Raw genomic sequence first — 22,239 nt, 5'->3', positions numbered from 1 at the left:
TCAGGGCAAGCTGAGTTTTGCCATCCGCCCGCCATCGACGGTGTAGACCTGCCCTGTGATAAAGCCGCTTTCCTCAGCGGCCAGAAACGCTGCCAATGCGGCCACTTCTTCGGGCTTGCCGGTGCGTGCGACCGGGTGGATCTGGCCGATGTCCCGGCGAAACGCATCCGGGTTGGGCATCGAGTCGATAAAGTCGAGGTTCAGCTCGGTGTCGATCCAGCCCGGAGCGATGGCGTTGCAGCGGATACCTTCGGCCCCGTGATCCACCGCCACGGCACGGGTCAACCCGTGCAGCCCAGCCTTGGACGCGCAATAGGCTGCGTGGCCGGGATTGCTGCCCAGTCCCTCGATCGAGCCTGTATTGACAATGCTGCCCTTGGTTTTGCGCAGATGGGGCAAAGCGGCCTGAATCATCAGGAACGGTGCGGTCAGGTTGACGGTCAGGTTTTTCTGCCAGTCATCCAACGTCATCTCTTCGACGCGGGCCTCCTGCATCATCCCGGCATTGTTGACCAGAACGTCCAACTGCCCGGCGCGGGCGACGACCTCGGCTATCACCTGTGCAGGCGCAGAGGGGTCGGTGAAATCGGCCGCGATTCCTTCGAAGTGATCATCGCCACCACGCTGAGCGGTGAAGACGCGCGCGCCCTCCTCCGTCAGCCGTGCCGCGATGGCCTGTCCTATCCCGGAGCGGCCGCCGGTGACCAGCGCAACCTTGCCCTCAAACCGCCTCATGCGACCGGCTTCCCGCCATTGACCTCAACCAGCGTGCCACACATGTAGCGCGCCGCGTCCGAGGCGAGGAACAGGACCACATCAGCAATATCCTCAGGCTCGGCGATCCGCCCAAGAGGCACGGTCTTACCCAGTTCAGTCACGGCCTCGTCAGGATCAAACCCGCGCTTGGCAAAGCCCGAGCGCAGCATCGGCGTGTTAACCTCATTCGGGCAAACGGCGTTGATGCGGATGCCCTGATGTGCGTGATCCATCCCCATGCATTCGGTCAGCGAGGCGATCGCCGCCTTGGTCATGCAATAGAGCGCATGGTTTGGCCCCGGCGCCTTGCCGCCCCAGCAGGACGCCGTGTTGACGATGGCCCCGCCGCCCGACTCGGCCATCAGTGGAATGGCAGCGCGGCAGATCCGGAACGGAGCCTCGACATTCACGCCCATGGACAAACTCCAGTCGGCGTCCGAGGTCTCGGTCACCGGGCCGCGTGTGATGACACCGGCATTGTTGATGACGATATCGAGGCCGCCCAAAGCCTGATGCGCGGCAGAGGCCAATTGGTCGCAATAAGCCGGGTCCAGCAGATCGCCGGGCAGATGGGCCTCGGCCTCGATCCCATCGGTCGAACGATCCGCAACCGCGACCCGAGCGCCCTGCGCGCGCAGCTGGTTGACGATGGCTTGCCCGATCCCTCCGGCCGCGCCGGTGACGAGGGCGTTTTTGTCCTGAAACATGTTTCAGTCTTCCCAGATTGCAACGGCCTGCCCCAGCAGGTCCCGGTTCATTGTCACGCCGAGGCCCGGCGCATCGGGCGGCAGAACACCACCGTTTTCGATTGGGGCGTCGAACGCACCGGTCTGGATCGTCACCATGTCGCGCGGGTCCAGAACGCAACGAAGCAGCCGTTCGGGCACAGTCGCACCCATATGGAAGATCGACGCGGCAGACAGGGTTGACCCCACCGTGTCCTGCACACTGATCGTCAACCCTGCAGCGCGGCAGATGTCGCGGTGACGGCGGGCATGGGTCAGCCCCCCGGCTTTCGAGATTTTCAGCCCGATGCCATCGGCCACATCCAGCGCCACCAGCTTGGCGATGTCGCCATCTTCTTGCGCCAACTCGTCCAGAATGATCGGCACGTCACAGCGCTGGCGCAGGGAAAGCGTTTCGCGCCATGTGGCGCAGGGGGCCTCCAGCACGAAATCCAGCCCGTTCGGCAGGGCACGGAGCATCCGCAGCGCGGTTTCCGGGATCAGGCCGCCATTGGCGTCAACGATGAAGTATTCGCCCGGTTGCCGATCTGCCAATGAGGCCGCGATACGTTCGGCATCCAGCGCCGGGCCGCCTTCGGAATCCATCGCACCGACTTTGACCGAATGACCCATATAGCCCATCGCGCGGTGTTCCGCGACGCGGGCGCGCATATCCTCGGGCGTGCCCGCGTAGATCGAGCTGATTGCGGGCAGACGATTGCCTGTCGCACCGCCCAGCAGTTTATAGACCGGCAGGCCAACCGATTTGCCGAACAGATCCCAACAGGCCAGATCAAGCGCCGATTTCGCGTGGTTGTGGCCCAGCAGAGCCTCATCCATGGCGTCATTGATCCGGTCCACATCGCGCGGGTCTCGGCCAATCAGATAGGGGGCGATTTCCTCAGCCCCGGCGCGCGCACCCCGTGCATGGGCGGCGATGTAGTTCGGGCCGAAGGGCGTGGATTCGCCCCACCCCTCGGACCCGTCATCGGCGGTGATACAGACGATGACACTGTCAAATCCGGTGTAAATTCGCCCGCCCGACAACTCATAAGAGCCGCCTGCATAGGGCAGATGCAGTTCATAGAGCTCGATCTTGCGGATTTTCACGAGGCCACCTGCGGCGGGATCAGCACCAGCTGCCCGGTATGCGTTTTGGTCAAAAACTCTTCCTGCGCTGTCGCAATCTCGCTGAGCGGGTAAGTGTTGGCGACAACGGGGCGGATATCTCCGGCCTCGATGTATTTCACGAGGTTTTCGAACACGATGTCCTCCTGAAAGGTGCAACCAAACAGGGTGAGGTCTTTCAGGTAGAGCGTCCGCACGTCGATTTCACAGATCGGCCCGGCGATGGCCCCGGCGGTCGCATACCGCCCGCCCCGGCGCAGCACGTCCAGCAGGCTGGGCCATTGCGGGCCGGCCACCAGATCGACCACTACGTCGATCGAGCCCTCACCCAGTTCAGCCACCAGATCAGCGTTGCGGTCCAGAACGCGATCTGCGCCCAAAGCCCGAACAGCCTCGGCCTTTGCGGGTGAACACATTGCGATCACGTACGCGCCGCGCCGTTTCGCCAGTTGCACCGCAGCCGAACCAACACCGCCCGAGGCACCGGTAACAAGAACAGTCTCGGCCCCGACGCTAGCGCGGTGCAGCATGCCCTCGGCGGTGGAATAGGCGCAGGGGATTGCGGCCAGTTCCACATCCTTCCAGTCGCAATTCACGGCATGAGATTCCTGAGAAGGTGCGACGCAGAACTGGGCAAAACCCCCATCGCATTCACTGCCGATGGTCCAGCATTCAAAAGGGCGGTAGTCCACATAGGTCCGCAGCATGTTGCGCACAATCACACGCTCGCCAATGCGCGCCGGGTCGACCTCATCGCCTACGGCAGCAACATAGCCACAGACATCAGCGCCCTGAATACGCGGGAAGGTCAAGGGCGTGCCGGACCAGCTGGCATCGTCATCGTCCACGGTTTCAAAACCCGAGGCACCACCGGTATTGGTGTCTTCGGTGACAGCCTTGGAGTACCAGCCGATCCGCGTGTTGATGTCGGTGTTGTTCACACCCGCGGCAGCGACCCGGATCAGAACCTCTCCGCGCCCCGGTGTCGGGACTGGCACGTCCGAGCGGTAGTCAAGCATCTCGATACCGCCATGGCCGGTCAGTTGGACCGCATGCATGGTTTCGGGGATCATGGTGTTCTCCTTAGTATGAAGCGAGAGGCGCGCCGAACAGCGTTTCGTCGGGGCTGACGCCCAGACCCGGCCCGGTCGGGCGCTGAATGTGGCCGCCTTGGATGGTGATGCCGTTTTCGGGATCGTAGTTGCCTTCGATATAGGGGGCGGCGAGCCATGCGCCCTCCATCAGCGTCGGACGCACGGTGGATGCAATCTGCGTGCAGGCGGCGGCGATGATGTCCCCACCCCAGCTGTCATCGCAGGTATGCGGCAAGTTGCGCGCCTCGCAGATGTCGCGGAATGTGCGCATGTTCTGAAGGCCGCCGATCCGGGTGACTTTCATGCCAAACCCATCCACAAGCCCCGTCCCGGCGGCCGAGATCACGGTGTTCAGGTCGACGCTGTTTTCATCCATGTAGATGCCATGGGTCACCTGAGGGCGGATCTTTTCCAGGTCCTGATAGGTGTTGCAGGGCTGTTCCATGATGAAGGGCACATCCGGGCATTCGCGGCTGACGCGCAGCGCATCGCGCGTGGTCCACCCGCGATTGCCATCGACCGCAAGGCGCATGCCTGTTCCGCCGACAACCTCCCAGACTTTGCGGATGGTTTCGATATCAATCTCGACCGGACGCCCGCCAACCTTGATTTGCAACCGAGGATAGCCCTCGGCCAGCTTCTCATTGGCAAGGCGCGCGATATCGTCCGGCGCACCCACACCCGTCGCGTAGTAAGAGGGCACGCGATCGGTCTGCGCCCCGCCCAGCAGGTCGGCGACATTCACGCCCAGCTTCTTGCCAATCAGGTCATGGGCCGCGATGTCGATGGCGGCCTTGGCATAGTTGTGCCCGTTCAGCAGCCCGTTCATCCGGTGGTGCAGGGCCACAGGCCACAGATCCGCGCCGATCAGGCCTTTTGCCATCGCCTTCAAGGCCGCCCGCGCGCCCTCTGCATGCGCTTCGGCATAGGTGGGGCCGACCGGGCAGGTCTCTCCCCAGCCGATCGTGCCATCCTCGGCCACCAGCTTGACCAGCGTGGTGTCCAGCGCCCAGACCTCGGCGTTGGCCATGGTGTAAGGGCCGTTTTTGACCGGCAGATCATGGGCGTAGATGTGGATTTCCTTGATCTTCATATCCGTCTCTTTTGTCCTTTGCCGGAGGCCCGGCCTAGTGAATATCGGCAGCGGCCAGCAACGCGCGGGCGCAACGCATCGTGGCCAAGGTTGCGGCCTCGGCACCCATCAAACGCGCGCTCTCGGTTAGACCTTCGTGCAGGATGAACAGAGCCTCGGCCAAAGCCTCGACATCGCAATCGGGGGCCACGTGGATTAGCCGGGTGCGGAACATGTCGCGCACATGCTGTTTATGCGTCGTGACGGCATCGCGGATTGCGTCACTTTCGGGATAGGCCGCCAGCGCGTTGCGGAACAGACATCCGGTGTTTGAAACCTCGCGCAGCCAGTCCGCCAGGCGGGTCAGAACACGCAACACATGATCCGCGCCCCGGAGTTGATCGGTGCCGATCCAATCGGAATAGGCGGCGTCTCGATGATCCAACGCGCCTATGACCATCGCTTCGCGGCTGGGAAAATACTTATAAAGCGTGCGCAGGGAAACATTCGCGCCCTCTCGCAACGCTTCAACACCTTGGGTGGCAAATCCCATCTCTGAAAACTGCCGGTCAAGATTTTCCGCGATTTTCTGCTGTGTCTCAGTCATATTTCGGTGGTAGAGCGATCACTCTACCTACACATCACCGTTTGCGACACAGACTTTCTTTCCAACGACAAAAAATGCCACCGGCAAGACCGGTGGCATGGAACAAGGGCGGGATGGCAGCAGCGTCGCGCCGCCAGTGCCCGAGTTTTCAGTTACATGTTGGGATAGTTCGGGCCGTCGCCACCCTGCGGCGTGGTCCAGGTGATGTTCTGGCTCGGGTCTTTGATATCGCAGGTCTTGCAGTGGACGCAATTCTGGAAGTTGATCACGAACCGCGGACCGTCTTCATCCTCGACCATTTCATAGACGCCAGCCGGGCAATAGCGCTGCGCAGGCTCGGCGAATTTGGGCAGGTTGACACCAACCGGGATCGACGGGTCGCCCAGCTTCAGGTGGCAGGGCTGGCTTTCCTCGTGGTTGGTCATCGCGAAGGACACGTTGGTCAGACGGTCAAAGGACAGCGTGCCATCGGGCTTGGGATAGTCGATAGGCTTGTGCTTGCTGGCCTCTTCGGTCGACTCGGCGTCGTTCTTGCCGTGACCCATCGTGCCGAACAGCGAAAAGCCCAGCGTGTTGGTCCACATGTCCAGACCACCCAGCGCCAGCGAGGGCATGAGGCCCCATTTCGACCACATCGGCTTGACGTTGCGCACTTTCTTGAGGTCCTGACCAATGGCGCCTTCGCGCACGTCGGTTTCATAGGCCGTCAGCTCATCACCCGAACGGTCGGCCTTGATGGCGTCAAAGGCGGCCTCGGCCGCGGCTTTGCCCGACAGCATCGCGTTGTGGTTGCCCTTGATGCGCGGCACGTTGACCATACCGGCCGAGCAGCCCAGCAGCGCCACGCCCGGAGCGACCAGCTTCGGCATCGACTGATAGCCGCCTTCGGTGATTGCGCGGGCGCCGTACGCCACGCGCTTGCCGCCTTTCAGCAGCTCAGCAACCATCGGGTGGTGCTTGAAGCGCTGGAACTCCATGTAAGGATAAAGGTGCGGATTCTTGTAGTTCAGGTGAACCACGAAGCCGACATAGACCTGGTTGTTTTCCAGGTGATAGATGAAGGAACCGCCACCCGCGTTGCTGCCCAGAGGCCAGCCCATGGTGTGTGTGACGCTGCCTTCCTTGTGCTTGGCCGGGTCGATCTCCCAGATCTCTTTCATGCCGACGCCGTATTTCTGCGGCTCTTTGCCGGCAGACAGGTCGTATTTGGCGATGACTTCCTTAGACAGCGAGCCACGGACACCTTCCGACAGGAACACGTACTTGCCGTGCAGTTCCATGCCCGGTTCGGTGCCGGGGCCGTAGGAGCCATCTGCTTCCAGACCGAAGACACCGGCGACCACGCCTTTGACTTCGCCGTTTTCGCCGTAGACCAGCTCGGAACAGGCCATGCCAGGGAAGATTTCCACGCCCAGCTCTTCCGCTTGTTCCGCCATCCAGCGGCAGACGTTGCCCATCGAGACGATGTAGTTGCCGTGGTTGTTCATCAGCGGCGGCATGGGCGCATTGGGGATGCGCAGCTTTCCGGCCTCGCCCAGCATGTAGAAGTTATCTTCGTTCACCGGCGTATTCAGCGGCGCGCCTTTTTCTTTCCAATCCAGGATCAGAGCGTCCAGCCCGCAGGGATCAAGCACCGCGCCCGAAAGGATATGCGCGCCCACTTCCGAGCCCTTTTCCAGAACCACGACATTCAGGTCGGCATCCAGCTGTTTCAGACGGATGGCCGCCGACAGGCCCGCGGGGCCTGCGCCCACGATCACCACATCGTATTCCATCGCTTCGCGTTCAATCTCGGCCATCGCGGGCTCCTTAGCTAACTTTCCGAATTGGCGCTTTTCTCATGCGGTCGGCGCAATTTTGTTTCTCGGCTGATTACATGGTGAGAAAGACTCAGGTCAATCGAAACACGGCGTAACAGTGCCGCTATTCGACACTTCATGTGTTTGGCGAGTCGCCCATAAGGTATCTGGGACCGCTACCATGTGATTTGGCGCGGTCATCGGGGTTGTAAAGGGCGCATTTCGGCAGGCTGAGGCACCCACAGCCGATGCAGCCGTCCAGATTGTCGCGCAATCGCGTCAGGGTATTGATTCGCTGATCCAGATGGGCGCGCAGCGTGACGCTGATGTCTTTCCAGTCCTGCGGCGTAGGGGTTCGGTTACCAGGCAGGCCCGATAGCACCTCACGGATCTCAGGCAGAGTCAGACCGAATTGCTGGGCGATCATCACAAAGCTCAACCGCCTGATATCGGCCCGTTGATATCGCCGCTGCCCGCCTGCATTGCGCCAGGGCGAGATCAACCCCTGCGCCTCATAGTACCGGATCGCCGACACCGCCAACCCTGTACGCCGCGCCAAAGCGCCAATTGCCAGACCTTCGGAAGCTGCCATTTCACCCTCGCAAAAAATACCTTGACCTAAAGTTAGGTTTAGAAATTACGCTGAGTCGTGACAAGCCTGAAAAACGAAAGGACCTGCCATGATGGCCACGCTTGAACACACCAACTTCACCGTCAACGATCCCAAAGCCTCGGCTGCATGGATGCACAAAGTGTTTGGATGGGACATCCGCTGGGAAGGCGCCGCGATGGCGGGTGGCTATACCGTGCATGTGGGTACAAAACACACCTACCTTGCCCTCTACCGCCCCGAACACCCCCAACCTTCAAACGAAAGCAGCTATGACGTGGTCGGCGGCCTGAACCATGTGGGCGTTCTGGTCGAGGATATCGAAGCGACCGAGGCCAAGGTGCGCGCGGCAGGTTTTACACCGCATAACCACGCCGATTATGAGCCGGGCAAGAGGTTCTATTTCGACGATGACAACGGGATCGAGTTCGAGGTGGTGCAATATGATTGAAATGTTGTGGCTCTGCACCCCGTCACAGCGGTGGCGCAGGAACAAGCCCCCGGATCACCGCCACAGGCGCGAACCGCCTCAGCGGAACGGCGTTAAGTCGCAAATCGACGTGTGACGCCCTCTTGGCCTCTTGCATTTCACGCTCCATTTGGGTCAGGTACTGAACGACCCATCATTCGCCCCGACGCTTTCCCCGCGGCGGGGCGGCTCAATTTATGCGTGGACAACAAGATTATGGAAAAGATTCCAATGACGCCTGCGGGCAATGCCGCGCTCGAGGCGGAGCTGAAAAACCTCAAATCCGTCGAGCGCCCGGCGATCATCGAAGCTATCGCTTCGGCCCGCGAACTGGGTGATTTGAAGGAAAACGCCGAATACCACTCGGCCCGTGAAAAGCAGGGCTTCATCGAAGGCCGCATCAAAGAGCTTGAGGGCATCCTGTCGCTGGCCGATGTAATTGATCCGGCCAAACTGTCGGGTGCGATCAAGTTCGGCGCCAAGGTCACGCTGGTCGATGAAGACACCGATGAGGAAAAGACCTGGCAGATCGTTGGTGAATACGAGGCCAATATCGAAAAAGGCCTTCTGAACATCAAATCGCCCATGGCCCGCGCCCTGATTGGTAAGGACGAAGGCGACAGTGTCGAGGTTCGCACCCCCGGCGGTGTCCGCTCTTACGAAGTTCTCAACATCGAATTCGCCTGACCCGGAGGGTCTGTCATGTCGGGGCCACAACCTGACCAGGAAAGCGATCGACCGACCTCGCTGGGCATCTATGATCGCCCTCAGCGACCGTCTGTGACCTCGATCGAGATTGCGGCCGGGGTGCTAAGTGTCATCTGGCTGGTGGTCTCGGTCGTATTCCTTGTGCTGCCCGACCAGACACAGGGTGGCGGGTTCATTGTGACTCTATTGGCGGTTTTCTTGCCGGTAGCGATGATCTGGGTTGCCGCAACGGCGATGCGTGCCAGTCGCGTCATGCGCGAGGAAAGCGCACGGTTGCAAACCGCGATTGATGCAGTCCGTCAAGCCTATGTCGTTCAGCAACAGCGCGCCGCCAGCTCGTATGAGCCGACGGTGTCCAAGAAGCTGGACGAAATCGCCGCTGTGACGAAAAAGGCCGAGGACGCGTTGGCCACCTTTTCCAGTAAGCGGCGTGAACCCTTGCCGGTCGACCCACCTGCGCAGGGAGGGCAAACCTCGCTGGCGCTGGGCACCACCGCCGAAGAGATCACGCCGCCTCTGACCACCGATACCTTCATCCGCGCGCTGAACTTCCCCGAAACCGAGAAAGACACCGAAGGCTTCACCGCGCTTCGGATGGCCTTGAAGGATCGAAAAGCCTCCAAACTGGTGCAGGCCTCGCAGGATGTTCTGACCCTGCTCAGCCAAGAGGGCATCTATATGGATGACCTCCGACCCGATATGGCGCGGCCTGAAGTCTGGCGTCAGTTTGCGCAGGGCGCACGTGGACGCTCGGTCGCGGCGTTGGGCGGGATTCGGGATCGTTCGTCGCTGGCGCTGACGGCAGCGCGGATGAAACAGGATCCGATCTTCCGGGATGCGGCGCACCATTTCCTGCGCCGGTTCGACAACATGATCGTCGAATTCGAAGCCAATGCCAGCGACGCGGAACTGACCGCCCTTGGTGATACAAGAACCGCAAGGGCCTTCATGCTGCTGGGGCGTGTGGCCGGAACCTTCGACTAGGCGGCAGGCACAGGCCAGCTCATCTTGGTGGCGCGGCTGAAGCCGAACAGGTGCCGAAATGGACCCGTCTTCTCAACACCCACGGGTTTGAACCCTTCGCGTTCGTACAGGGCCTGCGCGCGTGGGTTGGTATCAATCACATCCAGTTGCACCTCGGCCATACCACGGCGCTGCGCCTCAGCCTTGATGGCAGAGAGCAGCGTTGTGCCAATGCCCCTCCCGCGGGCCTCAGCCGCGACAAAGATGCCGTCCATCTGGAACACACCGGGCTGCAGATCACGCTCCAACACACTCAGAACCACACCGCGCCAAAGCGCCCCGAACCAGCCATAGGCGCGGGCGAGGTCCGACAGGCTGCCGCCCGCCAAGCCGCCTTTGTTGGTCTTGAACCCCGCAAGGCCCAGCATCCGGCCTTCAGCATCACGCGCAACCAGCGCGAATTCCGGGTCGAGGGCCGTTTCAAAGAAGGCCAAACCTTTTTCATCCGGCCCCATCACCTTGTGCAGCTTGGCCGCAAAGGCCTGCCAGAACAGGGCTGCGGCTTGGGGCCTTTCAGCCTCACTGAATCCTTTGGAAACCGTGACCGTCACAGTCCAAAACTGCCGTAAGGGATAAAGCGCACCAGATCGCCCGGCTGGATGTGGCGCGCGCCGTCTTCGATCTCAACCAGCCCCTCGGCCCAGCTTAGCCCGCTGATCCGGCCAGAGCCTTCTGAGTGGAAAACCTCGACCCGCCCCTCGCGAATACGCGCGCGCAGATATTCGCGGCGACCGGGTTTCTTGCGTTTCTCAAAAGCGGCGGGCACTTCGAAACCCTGTGGCTCTGCCCACCCCTGCCCTGACATCTGGCACAGGGCAGGGCGGGCGAAGATCAAAGTACAGACCTTGGCGGCCACCGGGTTGCCGGGCAGACCAAAGACCGGTGTGCCCGACCACATACCCAGAGCCAGAGGGCGACCGGGTTTGAGGGCAATCCGCCATTCCTGCATCGCCCCCGCCTCGCGCAATAAGGCCGAGACATGGTCCTCATCCCCCGCCGAAGCGCCGCCGCTAGTCAGGATCACATCGGCCTGCGTTGCGGCCTCATCCAACCTTGCCCTTAGGGTTTCGCGGTCGTCGGCGACGCGCCCCAGGTCGACCGGCACAAAGCCCATGCGGTCGATCAAAGACAGCAACATGGGCCGGTTCGCATCATATATCTGCCCGACACCTGCTGTCCCGCCCGGCTCTACAAGTTCATCCCCGGTGGACAGAACGGCCACGTGCAGAGGTTTGCGCACGGGCACCTCGGAAATACCGACCGCCGACAAAAGCGCCATATCGGCCGGTGTCAGCTTGCGACCGGCTGTCAGGGCGACCTCACCCGCCGCTATATCTTCCCCCGCGCGACGCGTGTTTGCTCCCTGCTTCAACGGGCCGTGGAAGGCAATGTGGCCGTCCTGAACCGTCACATCCTCTTCGAGGATGACCGTGTCCACGCCTTCGGGCAAAGCCGCGCCGGTCAGGATGCGCAACGCGTGGCCTGAGGGAACCGTGCCGTCGAACGGAATACCCGCCGCTGCACGCCCCTCGGTCAGTGGCATCACCTGCGCGCCTTCGGTCACGGGGCCTGCAAACCCGTAGCCATCCACTGCCGTGTTGGGTTGCGGTGGGTTCGAACGCTGCGCTTCCACGTCCTCGGCCAGAACGCGACCCATCGCCTGCGCAAGCGGCACCACCTCGGCCCCTGTGACGGGGCGCAACCGATCCCGCAGTAACGCGAGCGCATCATCTACGGGCGTCCAGTTCACCCCGGCGGGCAAGGCAAAACAATCGTTTCGCAATGGCGGAGGCGATATGTTCGGTTTGTCCTGCGCTACACCCAAGATCCACCCCTCCTCTGAGGCTGAAACGTTCAACTGTCTGTCCAATTCCTGATCCGTCATCCGCGACAGAGTCAAGGCAACCTGTTCAACCTGCCAAGCATCCTTGATCCGATCCGGTGGCGCTGCACCAAGGTTGAGCGAGGGCCAGATCTCGACAAACGCCACCGGCTTGTCCAGCGGTTGAAAGGGCCAAACAGCGATCTTGCCCGCGAAGGCGCGGCGTAGCCGGTTCAACACGGGCAGGCCCATCATCACCTGTCCGCCGACGGCCCCTGCCCCTGCCATTTGCCAGCAGGTAAAGCTGCCCTTTGCCAAATGCTCGACCTCGCGGCGATCCGGAAACGGGTTGTGATAGTCCTGTTTCGTGCGCGGCAGCCCGACAATGTCGCGCCGCAAGCCATTCATCCAGAACGGGCCTTTCCCGCCAAAGCCCGCGTTGATCTGCCCAGCGAGGTCAAAGCGGTTGTTGACGGTCGGAGAATCCTCGATCCGATCTTCGAACCAGTCCCACAGGGTAAGCGGATCAGGTGTCCCGGTGATCGACTTGGCGAATCCTGCAGGATAGCCGAACGGGAGATCAAACCCCAGCATCAGGCGGCGACCTGCAGACAGTTCAGTGTCGATCAGACTGTGCAACCAATCCTCGGTGACCACCCGGTTGCGTAGGTAGTCCAATACCTGCACCGCGCCGTCGCGCACTACACAGCCCCAGATGGCATCTTTGCGAGGGCGCGGCCCAGTGTCGTTGCCACCGGACCAATCAACCATCGCAAAGCTGTCGAAAAGGCTCACAAACCGACCTCGGAGAGGATGAAATCCGCAATCGCCGCCGTGTCGTTCAGATCGAACACAGGCCGGTCCAATTCCAACGGAGTGTCACTGGCCACAGCGCGGATCGTGTCATCCGATGGGGCGATCAGGTCATTGCCCGGCTCGGCGCGGAAGGCTTCGACCTTGGGGTGGCGTTCGCGTTTATAGCCCTCGATCAGCACCAGATCGACGGGAGAGAGGCGGGCGAGCAGAGAGGCCAGCGTAGGCTCATCAGCGCCGCGCAGCTCCTGCATGAGGGCGACGCGTTGACCCGAGGCCAGAAGAACTTCGCTGGCGCCTGCCATCCTGTGGCGATGGCTGTCGCGGCCCGGTTGATCGACGTCAAAGGAATGATGCGCGTGTTTGACGGTCGAGACGGTGTAGCCGCGTCCGGTGATCTCGGCCACCAGCCGCTCCATCAACCCGGTTTTGCCTGCGTTCTTCCAGCCGGTGACGCCGTAGACTTTCATGCCTGCTCCAACAGTTTTTCGGCACGCGCGAGGTCGTCCGGTGTGTTGACATTGAAGAACGGATCGAACGGGTCGGCGGGGAAAAGCGCCTCGCGCCCGTCATGTTTATCGGTCCACAGTACGACCTTGCGCAGCCCGTCGTTCAAAGCGGCGCGCAGATCGTCACGCAGCGCCACAGGCCAGAGGCCGAATGTCGGGTGCCGGTTGACTTTCTTACCGCCTGACTTCAAAGCCTCATCCCCGGTGCGGGGCGTCGTGGCAAGGACGAGCGGGTGCGTTTGACCCTGAGCCGCCTCGGTCAGCAGCGCCACCAGATCACGCGGGAAGAACGGCGTGTCTGCAGCGGCGGTGACGATACTGTCAGCCCCCTGTTCTGCTGCCCAATCCAGCCCGGCCAAAACCCCAGCCAAAGGGCCTGCAAACCCTTCAATCGAGTCCGGCAGGACGGGAAGATTCAATTCCGCAAACCGCGCTGCATCACCATTGGCGTTCAACGCGAGGCCATCCACCTGCGGACCGAGCCGGTCGATGACATGAGACAACAAGCTCTGCCCGCCGATCTGCAAGAGCCCTTTGTCTCCACCGCCCATCCGGGTCGCAAGGCCACCTGCGAGGATCACTCCTAGGGGTTTGGTTATACCATCAGCCATTGGCACTTTTCCGGCGATGTTTCTTGTCCTCGACGGCCACGCTTGCCGGGTCCACGTCGCGCAGCAGGCGATCCTCGCCTGACAGGCACACAAAGCGCTGCCCGCGCATGCGGCCGATCAGGGTCAAGCCAACTTCGCGGGCGATCTCGACGCCCCAAGCGGTGAAACCGGAGCGAGAGGCCAGAACCGGAATGCCCATCATCGCCGTTTTTATCACCATTTCTGAGGTCAAACGCCCGGTGGTGTAGAGGATCTTGTCCTCTGCTGTCTCATTCTCGGACAGCATCCAGCCGGCGATTTTGTCGACGGCGTTGTGGCGACCCACATCCTCCATATACACAAGCGGCCGGTTTTCACGGCAGAGAACCGTGCCGTGAATCGCACCCGCCTCAAGGTACAAAGAAGGCGTGCGATTGATCTTGGCGGCCAGATCGTAGAGCCACGAGGTCCGGACCGACACCTGCGGCAAGCGCACGTCCTCCAACCCCTCCATCATGTCGCCAAAGACCGTGCCCACAGCACAGCCGCTGGTGCGGGTTTTTTTCTTCAGCTTGTCCTCATAAGAGGTTTCGCGGGCCGTCCGCACAACCACGGTTTCTAGGTCATCATCATAGTCGACCCGTGTGATTTCATCATCCGCCAGCAACATCCCCTGATTGCGCAGGAAGCCCAGCGCCAGATACTCGGGATAGTCGCCAATGGTCATCGCAGTCACGATTTCCTGGGAATTGAGGAAGATCGTCAGCGGGCGCTCTTCGACCACCGAAATCTGGCTGACTTCGCCATTCTGGTCCACACCTTCGACGGCGCGCGTCAAACGCGCCGCGCCGGGATCGGGGGCGATGATGTAGTCCGAGACATCCAGTTCTGTCACCAATTGCAACCCCTTCCCAAGACCGCTACTGCTGCTGCGAATACCATAGGATTTAGCCATGGCAGACGCCACATCCAAGTCATACTTCTGGAAAGGGTTTCGCGACGGGACACCCTTCATTTTTGTCGCGATTCCCTTTGGAACCCTGTTCGGGGTTTTCGCCGCCGAGGCCGGGCTGGATATCGTGCAGGTCGTCGCCTTCTCGGCCACGGTTTTCGCCGGAGCAGCGCAATTCACCGCCCTGCAATTGCTGCAGGAGAACGCGCCGACAGCCATTGTACTGGCCTCGGCCCTTGCGGTGAATTTGAGAGTGGCGATGTATTCAGCCTCACTGACGCCGTTTCTGGGGGCTGCCCCAATGTGGCAGCGGGCCTGCGCCGCCTATCTGACGGTTGACCAATCTTATGCCTGTTCGATCGTTCAGTTTGAGAAAGAGCCAAAGATGACCGTGCCGCAGCGCATGGCTTATTTCATCGGCTCGGTTACGCCGATCACGCCGTGCTGGATTCTGGCGACCTATCTGGGCGCGGTTTTGGGCACCCGGATTCCCGAAAGCTGGGCTTTGGATTTCGCCTTGCCAATTACCTTTCTGGCCATGCTGGGGCCGATGATGCGGACGCTGCCCCATGTCATTGCGGCCCTTGTGGCGCTGGTCGTATCATTACTGGCCGTAAACGTGCCGTTCAATCTGGGTCTGTTGATCGCCGGAACCGCTGGCATGATCGCAGGCGCTCAGGCCGAGGTGATCTTGGATCGTAGAAAGGCGCACGCATGACGCAGATCGACCCCACCACCATGTGGACCGTCATTATCGGCCTGGCCATCGGCAGCTTTGCCCTGCGCTTTGTGTTCATCGGCTTTGTCGGAGACCGCCCGATGCCACCCTGGCTGCTGCGCCACCTGCGCTACACCGCCGTGGCGATCCTGCCCGCGCTGATCGCGCCGCTGGTCGTGTGGCCAGCCGCGACCGAAGGCCAACCCGATGCGGCCCGAATGGCGGCTGCGGCAGTGACGCTGTCTGTTGGAGTGTTCACCAAAAACGTGCTGGCCGCGATCTTTTCAGGCGCGGCCACACTTTACGGTCTGCTTTATCTACTGGCTTGAAGCCGCGTCCAGCTGGTTCAGAGCGGCGTTATTGGCTGCCAGACCTTTTTGCAGATCGGCATCGTCATTCTCGCGATATTCTTCAGTGATGACACCGGGAATTTCGGCGAACTGTTCCGAAAGCTTGATCGGAAAGAAAGTCACTTCGATCTGCTCGAATCCGGGTACCTGCTGCAACAGCCGCGCGGTTGAATTGGCGCAAAAAGACCCTGCGACAGGCCCGGTCTGCTTGGCCAATTGCAGCGCGATCTCAGCCTGTTGCGGCGTCACCTGAATGGTCTGGATGCGGGCAAAATGCGTCTCGCGCGCGTGAGAGCTGCGATAGGCGCGCTCAACCGCTGGGGTGATGCCGTATAGAACATCATCCCGCACCGGAACGATATCCGCCCGGAACGAGCCTGCTGGGTCAAAAATCACCCTCTCGCTGGCACCGATCATCAACGAGGTATGCGCCCCCGAACCGGAGCGCGTGTTGATCATCGTATAGAGCGTCAGAGTCGACGGCCCAGGATCACGGTAGGACCGCGATACGATCTCAGCCTGTTCTGCCTGAGGGCGTTTAGAATTCGCGCAGCCAGCCACTGTTGCCGCCAAAAGGCAGGCGATCAAAATCCTGAACACGGTTGACCCCGAAAGATTTAGGACGCGTAAAGCGCCAGCAGGAACGCCAGTATCGCGATGGCGACGCAGCACCAGACGGTGGCCTTGATGAAGCCTTCAAAGGTTTTGGTTTGAACGGTGATGTCCATTTCGCCGTGCTTGTGTTCAGCCATGAGTCTCAGATTCCCAGTTCGCGTGTTTTATCGCTGGATAGTCGAAAATATCAGGCCTGTCACCACGTCATTCCAGCGCAGGGGTCCTGTCACCCAACACAAAACACCCCGGATAGCCAAATCCCCATCGCCAAGGCAGTCCGCTGCAGGGGCCGCCACCGAATCGGACCGCGCCGTAGAGGGCGTCCGAGGTCAGCGAATGGACCGAGCGGATCTGCTCGGGCGTCATGTCATAGCGTTCCGCATAGGCCTGCGCGTGGGTCTCGCCATGGGTTTCGACACAGAGCCGCAAAGCCTGATCAGCGGCGAGGCGCGAGTTATAGCTTTCTGCGGCAGTCTGCGCGTCACCGGCGTTGTGATAGGCACGATCATGAGTCACGCAGCAATACTCCCAAGGCGGATGTTCCTGATACAACTCGCCGATCTGAGGGAACGTATCAGCCACCCAGCGCCAACTGGCCGACAAGCCGCCCGAGCATCCGTCAGTTTCGAACGGGATCAGCTCGGCATCGCCGCGTTGTGCGATCATGGCACGGTGCGAGGGCATCTCGACCGCGCGCATCAGGTCTTGAGACGTGGCCGGGCTGGCCAGCAAGACCAGGCCCAGCGCCAGTTTATGGGCTGTCATCGCGCATCGCCTCGGTATCGACGGTCATGCCAAAGGTTGTGGCAAGCCAAAGCAGCACGCGTTCGGCAGGGCCCATTTCGGCGCGGACGCGTAGAACTTCGCGCGCCATGGCGGGACGGTCCGTGATCAACCCGTCCACGCCCATCGAGGCCATCGCCGACATCTGCAGCGGGTCGTTCACCGTCCAGACATAGATCTCTTTGCCTGCCGCGTGTACCGAGCGGATCAGTCCCGGAGACACGGTTGCCGCGTTCACCGCAACAAAATCGCCTTCCAGCCCCGCCAGATTGCCCACCGCCGTCGCCGCCAATACGCCCGCGCGCCAATCCGGGCGCAGCGCTTTCATCTTTTGCACGGCCGGATATTTGAGCGACATGGTGGCAATGTCGTCCTGCATTTCGAACTCTTCGACCAACGCGGCGACCCGGTTTTCCAGGTCAACGTCGTGGCCGTAATACTTCAACTCGATGATGACTTTGGATTTGCCTTTTGTCGCCTCCAGCACCTCACGCAGGGTTGGGGTGCGTTGGTCAGCATATTCAGGGCCAAACCAGCTGCCGATGTCGATGGATTCCACATCCTCCATCGTAGCGTCCCAGATTTTGGTCGGGACCCCGGCCAGTTTCATGAAGTCACTGTCGTGGGCCACGATGACAACGCCATCGGCTGTTTCCTGCACGTCGATCTCAACCCAATCCGCGCCATCTTCGATCGCTTTAAGAACCGAGGCCATGGTGTTTTCGGGCCGCAGCGCCGCAGCGCCCCGGTGGCCGATAACATCGGCATGATCCTCCGCTTGAACGCGTTCCAACAGATTGTGGCCGAACCAGCCACCCAGCAGAAGAGCAGCTGCCGCCAGCCCGACCGCTGTGAACAGCGAGGCCTGCATGCGGCGCGGCTCGGGATGGGGCGGCTCATCCGTCTGAGGTTCAAAGAACTTGTCCAGCAGAACCGCCAATGCGCCCAGCGCAGAGGCGGCCAGCACCAGCCCGGCCAGAGACCACAGCCCTGCAATCGCGAGGCTATAGGTTAGCGCCAATTTTAGGTTACTGCTGCCTTGCAACGGCACCAGTCCAAACAAAAGCCCGGCCACCCATGCAATCGCCGCTGCAATCGCAAGGCGCATCGCCAGCCATGCAACCAAGGCCAGTTTCAAGCGCCCGCGTTTGCCCTCCATCCGGGACGTACTGATATTGAACACATGCGCCGGGTGGACGTTTTCAAACAGCACCAGATGAAGTGACAAAGCCCAGCCCGACAGCTTGCGGATCAGCACCCAAGCCATGGCCAGAGCCACCGCGCCGATCAGGGCCACAGCCACCATAAAGGCGGGCGGGTGGAAGGTCAGGTAGTAGTTGATGTCGTATTCGGTCAGCGTCCACCATGCGATCAACGCGGCGACCGCCAGAAACGGCAGCGCCAATAGCAAAACCCGAAGAATAAACCGGGCCGCAAAGCCGAATAGCGATGGCAGGCGCGACAGAACCAATCCGATCGCCGCACTGCCCGCGCGCCACGGATCGGCCTCTCCCATCCTCAGAGAGGCTGCCATGACCGCAAAGACAAACACCTCGGCCAACAGAAACAGGCTCAGCACTACGATGGCCGCGATGAAACCGGCGGGCGAGAGGATGAAGGCCGCAATATCCTGATCCGTCAGCGCAGTTTGATCGGACAGCGAGACCGCCAGATTGACCGCCAGAGCGACACCGGGCGCGACCAGCGCGATCAGCAGCAGCCGCACCGCCAGATATATGGGCACAAAGACCCTGCGTCTTGCCCAGGCGCCGGAATAGGCATTTGTAACGGTTGAAAAAATGGACATGCGAACACCCTTGAATGATGCATGCATTCAAGGGTGTGCAGGCATGAATTGCAAGTCAGCTGTCTTCGAGATCGGCCGCCAAACGGAACCCGATGCGGTTCGCGGGCTTGTCCTCGACCGATTTGGGCAAGGCGCGCAGCATCACGTTCAGCTGGCTGACATGCTGCACCAGCTGCGTGCGCGCGCCTGTTCCATCCGAGCCGAAGAACGTGATGATGTCGGGGTCGAAATAGCCCATCCCCTGAATCCGCATCACACCCGCGTCACCGCCGGTAAAGCCCATTGCGACCTCGTGATCGCCATCCAGCGTTTTTTCGAAGTTCTGGATATAAAGGATTAGACGCTCATATGCCCATTGCGCGGCGCTCTTGGTTTCAACAGGTTTTTTCAGCTGCCCCGGCAGGGGCTGGGTGCCGGACTCGGCCTCGGAATCTGCATGAACCTCATAGCAGCGCGGCAAGGCATCCGCTTCGGCGGCCTCAGCCGAGGTTTCAATCTTGTCCTGCATTCATCACCCTTTGCGCTGAAACGTCCACGCCCCGTCCGCGCGTCGCGTCCGGGTAACAGCTCCACTGTGATGAAGATGGTTCATATGTGCAACCGCTTCGACCAGCGCCAGCCCATATTCACCTTCACGAATGGTACGCTTGAACAGCGGGGCAAAGCACTCGGCGGCGGCTTTGGGTTGGTCGAGATATTCCAGCAGACGCTCTAGCGCGCCGTGGTGGTTCTCGATCAGCTGACGCATGCGCAGCGGCAGACCGGTAAAGGGCAATTTGTGGCCACCCAGAACCAGATGATCCGGGCGGGCCAGCTTTTGCAGCCGCTCGCAGGCCTCGATCCAGTCCGAGACCGGATCGGCCATGGGTTCAGTTGCATAGACGCCCAGATTGGGGCTGATCGAGCCGAGGATCTGATCGCCACTCAGCACCAGATGATCATCCCGGCTCCAGAGTGTTATGTGTTCGGGCGCGTGACCGTTGCCCATATGCACGTCCCACTCGCGCCCACCGATACGGATTACGTCGCCCTGTTTGATCCGTGCGAAGCCGAGGGGCATGGGATAGACCGTATCGGCAAAGTTGAACGGACGATCAGCCTTGCGCTTCTCCAGAAAGGCAGGGTCCATACCCGCGCTTTGATAGAAATCCAGCGTCTCTTGCGGCCAGTTTTCCTGCACGTCCAGCGTCAGCATCCGCGAAAACAGCCATGCCGTGCGGCTGGTGACCAGCTCGACCCCATGTTCGGCCTGAAACCAACCGGCATTGCCCACGTGGTCGGGGTGGTGATGGGTGACAACAGCGCGACGAATGGGCTTTCCGGCCAGAGGACCCGACATCAGCTCAGCCCAGATGCGACGGGTCTTGTTCGAGGACATCCCGGTATCAATCACCGTCCAACCGTCACCGTCATCCAGCGCATAGATATTCACATGGTCGAGCGCCATTGGGAGCGGCAAGCGCATCCACAGCACGCCCTCGGCAATCTCGATGGCTTCACCGGCGGCGGGCGGCTCGGGCCAAGGGTATCGGATGCCCGATGGCTCCACGCCGTCCATCACGCGCCCAGATCCTCGGCGCTGAGGGCGAATAGGTCATCCGCACCGTTCTGCGCCTGCGCCAGCAGACCGAAATACTCGGGCAGCAAGGCATTGATGTAGTAGCGCGCCAGTCGCGCCCGCGGGCCATCCGGATCGGCAAGGGCTGCGGCCAGATGGTAGTGCCCGCCCAAAACCCGCGCAAAGGCGCGCAGGTAGGCCGCGGCACCCGCAAAGCGCGCGTTCATATTGTCCTGCGCCACCATCCACTCGGTCGCTTCGCGCAGGGATTCCGTGGCCTCCCACACCGGACCGGCGAGATCGGGCATCTTGGAGCGGGCCTGTTCGGCGTGATCTTCAATCTCATCGAGCAAGCTGGCGGCAGCGTCTCCGCCATCCATCATCTTGCGGGCGACCAAATCCATCGCCTGAATGCCGTTGGTGCCTTCATAGATCGCGGTTACGCGGACATCGCGGTAATACTGGGCCGCCCCTGTTTCTTCAACGAAGCCCATGCCGCCATGAACCTGCACACCGGTCTCGGCGACGCGCATCCCGGTCTGGGTGCCAAAGGCCTTGCCAATCGGGGTCAGCAGAGCAGCTCGTGCGGCCCAGTCGGCATCTCCGGTCGCGTGCGCCATATCAATCGCTGCGGCATTCGCCAGCATGATCGCCCGCGCCGCAAACACATCTGCCCGCATTTCGGTCAGCATCCGGCGTACATCCGCGTGGTCGATGATCGTGCCCGAAGGCGTCTTACCCTGTTTCCGCTCCATCGCGTAGGCCAGCGCGTGCTGATACGCGCCCTCGGCCACGCCGACGCCTTCGCCGCCGACACCCAGACGCGCGTTGTTCATCATGGTGAACATGGCTGCCATACCACCATGCTCTTTCCCGACCAGCCAACCCGTGGCCCCGTCATACTGCATCACACAGGTCGGAGAGCCGTGTAGGCCCAACTTGTGTTCCAGCGACACCACGCTCAGGTCATTGGCCGCGCCGGGGTTACCTTGTGCGTCGGGCAGGTATTTCGGCACCAGGAACAGCGAAATCCCCTTGGTGCCCGGAACCGCGTCGGGCAGACGGGCCAGAACTAGGTGGCAGATATTCTCGCAGAAATCATTGTCGCCCCAGGAGATATAGATCTTCTGCCCGGTGACCGCATAAGTGCCATCCCCATTGGGTTCTGCCCGCGTCGTCAAAGCCCCCACATCCGATCCGGCCTGCGGTTCGGTCAGGTTCATCGTGCCCGAATAGGCGCCAGACATCAGCTTGGGTAGGTACAGCGCCTTGAGCTCGTCACTGGCATGCGCCTCAAGCGCTTCGATCTGACCCTGCGACATCAAGGGGGCCACCTGCAGCGACAGGCAGGCCGCGCTCATCATCTCATTGACCGCCGAGGTGACGGCCATGGGCAGGCCCATGCCGCCATAGTCAGGGCTGCCGCTCATCCCGATCCAGCCGCCTTCCGCGATGGCTTTCCAACCTTCCGAGTATCCGGGTGAGGTGCGAACAACGCCGTTTTCCAACCGCGCCGGTTCCAGATCACCGGGGCGTTGCAGAGGGGCGAGAACCTCTTCGCACATCTTTCCCGCTTCCCTAAGGATCGCGCTGACTACATCCGGGGTCGCATCAGCGAATCTCTCGGTGGCCGTGATCTGATCGAGACCCACCACATGGCGGAACAGGAATTCATAGTCAGAAACTGGGGCGCGGTATGGCATGGCTTCCCTTGCGGTCTGTCGGCACGGC

25 protein-coding genes are annotated in these 22,239 nt (G+C 61.3%); 5 read left to right on the top strand and 20 right to left on the bottom strand.

Features of this window, described 5'->3' with window-relative positions; genetic code table 11:
- The 8 genes from ACR0B5_RS14000 to soxR form a co-directional block, all read right to left on the bottom strand.
- Window positions 1-735: an SDR family NAD(P)-dependent oxidoreductase gene (locus ACR0B5_RS14000; protein ID WP_480541193.1), complete on the bottom strand. Its 735-nt coding sequence runs from the start codon at window positions 733-735 to the stop codon at window positions 1-3.
- Window positions 732-1,463 (bottom strand): SDR family oxidoreductase, encoded by a 732-nt coding sequence (locus ACR0B5_RS13995; RefSeq protein WP_170691547.1) that lies wholly within the window; start codon window positions 1,461-1,463, stop codon window positions 732-734. Before ACR0B5_RS13995 ends, ACR0B5_RS14000 begins: the two co-directional genes overlap by 4 nt.
- Window positions 1,464-1,466: 3 nt before the next feature.
- Window positions 1,467-2,591: a mandelate racemase/muconate lactonizing enzyme family protein gene (locus ACR0B5_RS13990; RefSeq protein WP_480527350.1), complete on the bottom strand. Its 1,125-nt coding sequence runs from the start codon at window positions 2,589-2,591 to the stop codon at window positions 1,467-1,469.
- Window positions 2,588-3,682, bottom strand: coding sequence for an alcohol dehydrogenase family protein (locus ACR0B5_RS13985; RefSeq protein WP_480541191.1), 1,095 nt, complete (start codon window positions 3,680-3,682; stop codon window positions 2,588-2,590). The genes ACR0B5_RS13990 and ACR0B5_RS13985 overlap by 4 nt, the downstream gene beginning before the upstream one ends.
- A gap of 10 nt (window positions 3,683-3,692) precedes the next feature.
- On the bottom strand, window positions 3,693-4,796 hold the full coding sequence (locus ACR0B5_RS13980; protein ID WP_170701343.1) for a mandelate racemase/muconate lactonizing enzyme family protein: 1,104 nt from the start codon (window positions 4,794-4,796) through the stop codon (window positions 3,693-3,695).
- A gap of 34 nt (window positions 4,797-4,830) precedes the next feature.
- Window positions 4,831-5,382 (bottom strand): TetR/AcrR family transcriptional regulator, encoded by a 552-nt coding sequence (locus tag ACR0B5_RS13975; RefSeq protein ID WP_170642752.1) that lies wholly within the window; start codon window positions 5,380-5,382, stop codon window positions 4,831-4,833.
- A gap of 152 nt (window positions 5,383-5,534) precedes the next feature.
- Entirely contained in the window at window positions 5,535-7,181 is a 1,647-nt protein-coding gene (locus tag ACR0B5_RS13970) for an electron transfer flavoprotein-ubiquinone oxidoreductase (protein WP_480541188.1), read from the bottom strand.
- A gap of 136 nt (window positions 7,182-7,317) precedes the next feature.
- Window positions 7,318-7,773, bottom strand: coding sequence for a redox-sensitive transcriptional activator SoxR (gene soxR / locus ACR0B5_RS13965; protein WP_170379057.1), 456 nt, complete (start codon window positions 7,771-7,773; stop codon window positions 7,318-7,320).
- Between the two features lie 88 nt (window positions 7,774-7,861).
- Between soxR and ACR0B5_RS13960 the strand changes: the two genes are divergently transcribed.
- From ACR0B5_RS13960 to ACR0B5_RS13950, 3 genes are all read left to right on the top strand, one after another.
- Window positions 7,862-8,242, top strand: a complete 381-nt coding sequence (locus ACR0B5_RS13960; protein ID WP_170767110.1) for a VOC family protein — start codon at window positions 7,862-7,864, stop codon at window positions 8,240-8,242.
- A gap of 234 nt (window positions 8,243-8,476) precedes the next feature.
- Window positions 8,477-8,947 (top strand): transcription elongation factor GreA, encoded by a 471-nt coding sequence (gene greA / locus ACR0B5_RS13955; RefSeq protein WP_170379061.1) that lies wholly within the window; start codon window positions 8,477-8,479, stop codon window positions 8,945-8,947.
- Window positions 8,948-8,962: 15 nt separating this feature from the next.
- Window positions 8,963-9,952, top strand: a complete 990-nt coding sequence (locus ACR0B5_RS13950; RefSeq protein WP_480541185.1) for a hypothetical protein — start codon at window positions 8,963-8,965, stop codon at window positions 9,950-9,952.
- Here ACR0B5_RS13950 and ACR0B5_RS13945 read toward each other — a convergent pair.
- The 5 genes from ACR0B5_RS13945 to ACR0B5_RS13925 are packed head-to-tail and all read right to left on the bottom strand — an operon-like array spanning window position 9,949 to window position 14,629.
- Window positions 9,949-10,542 carry a GNAT family N-acetyltransferase gene (locus ACR0B5_RS13945; protein WP_480541183.1) on the bottom strand — a complete coding sequence of 198 codons (594 nt, stop codon included), beginning with the start codon at window positions 10,540-10,542 and terminating at the stop codon, window positions 9,949-9,951. The two genes, ACR0B5_RS13950 and ACR0B5_RS13945, sit on opposite strands and share 4 nt — an antisense overlap.
- The gene (locus tag ACR0B5_RS13940) at window positions 10,539-12,584 is read right to left on the bottom strand and encodes a molybdopterin-binding protein (protein ID WP_480541311.1); all 2,046 of its coding nucleotides are present in this window, start codon (window positions 12,582-12,584) and stop codon (window positions 10,539-10,541) included. The genes ACR0B5_RS13945 and ACR0B5_RS13940 overlap by 4 nt, the downstream gene beginning before the upstream one ends.
- 20 nt (window positions 12,585-12,604) lie before the next feature.
- Window positions 12,605-13,096, bottom strand: coding sequence for a molybdopterin-guanine dinucleotide biosynthesis protein B (gene mobB / locus ACR0B5_RS13935; RefSeq protein WP_480541181.1), 492 nt, complete (start codon window positions 13,094-13,096; stop codon window positions 12,605-12,607).
- On the bottom strand, window positions 13,093-13,746 hold the full coding sequence (mobA, locus tag ACR0B5_RS13930) for a molybdenum cofactor guanylyltransferase MobA (protein WP_480541179.1): 654 nt from the start codon (window positions 13,744-13,746) through the stop codon (window positions 13,093-13,095). The genes mobB and mobA overlap by 4 nt, the downstream gene beginning before the upstream one ends.
- The gene (locus tag ACR0B5_RS13925; protein ID WP_170462781.1) at window positions 13,739-14,629 is read right to left on the bottom strand and encodes a formate dehydrogenase accessory sulfurtransferase FdhD; all 891 of its coding nucleotides are present in this window, start codon (window positions 14,627-14,629) and stop codon (window positions 13,739-13,741) included. The genes mobA and ACR0B5_RS13925 overlap by 8 nt, the downstream gene beginning before the upstream one ends.
- A 49-nt stretch (window positions 14,630-14,678) precedes the next feature.
- On the opposite strand from ACR0B5_RS13925, the gene ACR0B5_RS13920 reads away from it, so the two are divergent.
- Window positions 14,679-15,395 (top strand): AzlC family ABC transporter permease, encoded by a 717-nt coding sequence (locus ACR0B5_RS13920; protein ID WP_480541177.1) that lies wholly within the window; start codon window positions 14,679-14,681, stop codon window positions 15,393-15,395.
- The gene (locus ACR0B5_RS13915) at window positions 15,392-15,724 is read left to right on the top strand and encodes an AzlD domain-containing protein (RefSeq protein ID WP_170469111.1); all 333 of its coding nucleotides are present in this window, start codon (window positions 15,392-15,394) and stop codon (window positions 15,722-15,724) included. Before ACR0B5_RS13920 ends, ACR0B5_RS13915 begins: the two co-directional genes overlap by 4 nt.
- Here ACR0B5_RS13915 and ACR0B5_RS13910 read toward each other — a convergent pair.
- The 7 genes from ACR0B5_RS13910 to ACR0B5_RS13880 form a co-directional block, all read right to left on the bottom strand.
- Window positions 15,713-16,345: a hypothetical protein gene (locus ACR0B5_RS13910; RefSeq protein WP_170553704.1), complete on the bottom strand. Its 633-nt coding sequence runs from the start codon at window positions 16,343-16,345 to the stop codon at window positions 15,713-15,715. The two genes, ACR0B5_RS13915 and ACR0B5_RS13910, sit on opposite strands and share 12 nt — an antisense overlap.
- 17 nt (window positions 16,346-16,362) lie before the next feature.
- Window positions 16,363-16,497 (bottom strand): aa3-type cytochrome c oxidase subunit IV, encoded by a 135-nt coding sequence (locus tag ACR0B5_RS13905; protein WP_170379077.1) that lies wholly within the window; start codon window positions 16,495-16,497, stop codon window positions 16,363-16,365.
- Window positions 16,498-16,564: 67 nt separating this feature from the next.
- Window positions 16,565-17,125, bottom strand: coding sequence for a hypothetical protein (locus ACR0B5_RS13900; RefSeq protein ID WP_480541175.1), 561 nt, complete (start codon window positions 17,123-17,125; stop codon window positions 16,565-16,567).
- Entirely contained in the window at window positions 17,112-18,950 is a 1,839-nt protein-coding gene (locus tag ACR0B5_RS13895) for a glycerophosphodiester phosphodiesterase (RefSeq protein WP_480541173.1), read from the bottom strand. The genes ACR0B5_RS13900 and ACR0B5_RS13895 overlap by 14 nt, the downstream gene beginning before the upstream one ends.
- Before the next feature lie 55 nt (window positions 18,951-19,005).
- Window positions 19,006-19,458, bottom strand: coding sequence for a DUF6173 family protein (locus ACR0B5_RS13890; protein ID WP_170379083.1), 453 nt, complete (start codon window positions 19,456-19,458; stop codon window positions 19,006-19,008).
- A 3-nt stretch (window positions 19,459-19,461) separates the two neighbouring features.
- Window positions 19,462-20,508: an MBL fold metallo-hydrolase gene (locus ACR0B5_RS13885; protein ID WP_480541309.1), complete on the bottom strand. Its 1,047-nt coding sequence runs from the start codon at window positions 20,506-20,508 to the stop codon at window positions 19,462-19,464.
- Window positions 20,508-22,211, bottom strand: coding sequence for an acyl-CoA dehydrogenase (locus tag ACR0B5_RS13880; protein WP_480541171.1), 1,704 nt, complete (start codon window positions 22,209-22,211; stop codon window positions 20,508-20,510). The genes ACR0B5_RS13885 and ACR0B5_RS13880 overlap by 1 nt, the downstream gene beginning before the upstream one ends.
- Window positions 22,212-22,239: the final 28 nt, after the last annotated feature.

It is taken from the genome of Ruegeria sp. AG1 (assembly GCF_056541705.1).
The sequence above is the reverse complement of the archived record's forward strand: the minus strand, read 5'-3'. Positions and strand labels throughout refer to the sequence as shown.